Source organism: Sphingomonas sp. (assembly GCF_048594985.1).
Taxonomy (GTDB): domain Bacteria; phylum Pseudomonadota; class Alphaproteobacteria; order Sphingomonadales; family Sphingomonadaceae; genus Sphingomonas_I.
In genome coordinates this window covers 1-1829 of the sequence record NZ_JBMDXG010000077.1, presented here as the reverse complement: position 1 = coordinate 1829, position 1829 = coordinate 1, and the positions used below count along the sequence as shown (strand labels likewise).

Sequence of the window (1829 nt, the reverse complement as noted above, 5' to 3'; positions counted from 1 at the left end):
CGGGAAGTACACCGTCATCGGGTGGAAGCCCTCGTCGATCAGCCCCTTGGCGATGTCGAGCGTGGTGAAGCCTTCGGCCAGACCCTTGTCGCTGAACAGCGCCTCATGCATGCAGGGGCCGCTGCCGCCGAACGGCGCGTCCAGCACATCGTCCAGGCTGCGCAGGATATAGTTGGCGTTCAGCACCGCGTCGCTCGCGACCTGACGCAGGCCGTCCGCGCCGTGGCTGAGGATATAGGTCAGCGCGCGGGTGAACATGCCCATCTGGCCGTGAAAGGCGCTCATGCGGCCAAAGCTGCGCTGCCCATCCTCGCCCAGCCCGTCTTCCTCGATCAGCTGGATCGTCCCGTCGTACATGCGCATGGTGTAGGGGAGCGGGCCGAACGGCGCGAGCGCCTGCGACAGCACAACCGGTCCCGAGCCCGGACCGCCGCCGCCATGCGGGGTTGAGAAGGTCTTGTGCAGGTTGATGTGCATCGCGTCGACGCCGAGATCGCCGGGGCGGACGCGGCCGACGATCGCGTTGAAGTTCGCGCCGTCGCAATAGACGAGGCCGCCCGCCGCGTGAACCGCCTCCGAAATCGCGATCAGATCGCGTTCGAACAGGCCGCACGTATTGGGATTGGTGATCATCACCGCCGCCACGTCCGGCCCCAGCCGCGCCTTCAGCGCCTCCAGATCGACGCGGCCATCCTCGGTCGCGGGGATATTCTCGACCTTGTAGCCGCAGAAGGCGGCGGTCGCGGGGTTGGTGCCGTGCGCGCTTTCGGGGACGAGCACGACGCTGCGCGCGTCGCCCCGCGCCTCCAGCGCGGCGCGGATCGCGAGCAGGCCGCACAATTCGCCATGCGCGCCCGCCTTGGGGCTCATCGCCACCGCCGGCATGCCGGTGAGCTTGCACAGCCATTCGCCCACCAAAGCGATCACGGCGAGCGCGCCCTGCACGGTGGAGACGGGCTGGAGCGGGTGGATGTCGGCAAAGCCCGGCATCCGCGCGACGCGTTCGTTGAGGCGCGGATTGTGCTTCATCGTGCACGAGCCGAGCGGGAAGACGCCGAGGTCGATCGCGTAATTCTGGCGGCTGAGGCGCGTATAATGGCGCACCGTTTCCGGCTCGGACAGGCCGGGCAGGTCGATCGGGGCGGTCCGTTCCAGCCCGCCGAGGCGCGAGGGGGCGGCGGGCGCCTCCTCGAAATCGACGCCGGTGCGGTCGCGCGCGCCGATCTCGAACAGCAGCGGCTCTTCCAGCAGCAGCGCGCGGTTGCCGGTGTGCGTGGCCGGCGCGATCGCGATCTCGCCCGCTCCCATTTCGGGCTTCCACCCGGACTGGTTGATGGTCATGCCAGCGCCTCCTTCAGCGCGGAGGCGAAGGCCTGGACCTGCTCCTCGGTGGTGGTCTCGGTGACGGCGACGATCAGGCCGTTCTCGCGGCCCTGCGCGTCGTCGTAGAGGCGGCTGAGCGCGACGCCCGCGAGGATGCCCCGGTCCGCCAGCGTGCGGACGATCGGGCGCGCGGGCTTCGCCAGCCGGAGCGTGAATTCGTTGAAGAAGCTGTCGTTGAGCAGATCGACCCCCGGCACCGCCGCCAGCACGTCCGCCGCCGCCGAGGCGCGCGCATGGTTGAGCGCCGCGAGCTGCCGCAGTCCCTGCTCGCCCAGCAAAGTCATGTGGATCGAGAAAGCGAGCGCGCAGAGCCCCGAATTGGTGCAGATGTTCGACGTCGCCTTCTCGCGCCGGATATGCTGCTCGCGGGTCGAGAGGGTCAACACGAAGCCGCGCTTGCCCTCCGCATCGACCGTCTGGCCGCACAGTCGGCCCGGCATCTGGCG

At 69.3% G+C, this 1829-nt stretch carries 1 protein-coding gene and 1 pseudogene; both read right to left on the bottom strand.

Annotated features, from left to right (window positions below; genetic code table 11):
• A partial coding sequence (gene gcvPB / locus ACOJSF_RS02775; RefSeq protein WP_420140704.1) for an aminomethyl-transferring glycine dehydrogenase subunit GcvPB occupies nucleotides 1–1341 on the bottom strand: 1341 nt, incomplete at its 3' end.
• A pseudogene (locus ACOJSF_RS02770) lies at nucleotides 1338–1829 on the bottom strand (glycine dehydrogenase); the annotation flags it as partial. The pseudogene ACOJSF_RS02770 and the gene gcvPB, both read right to left, overlap by 4 nt.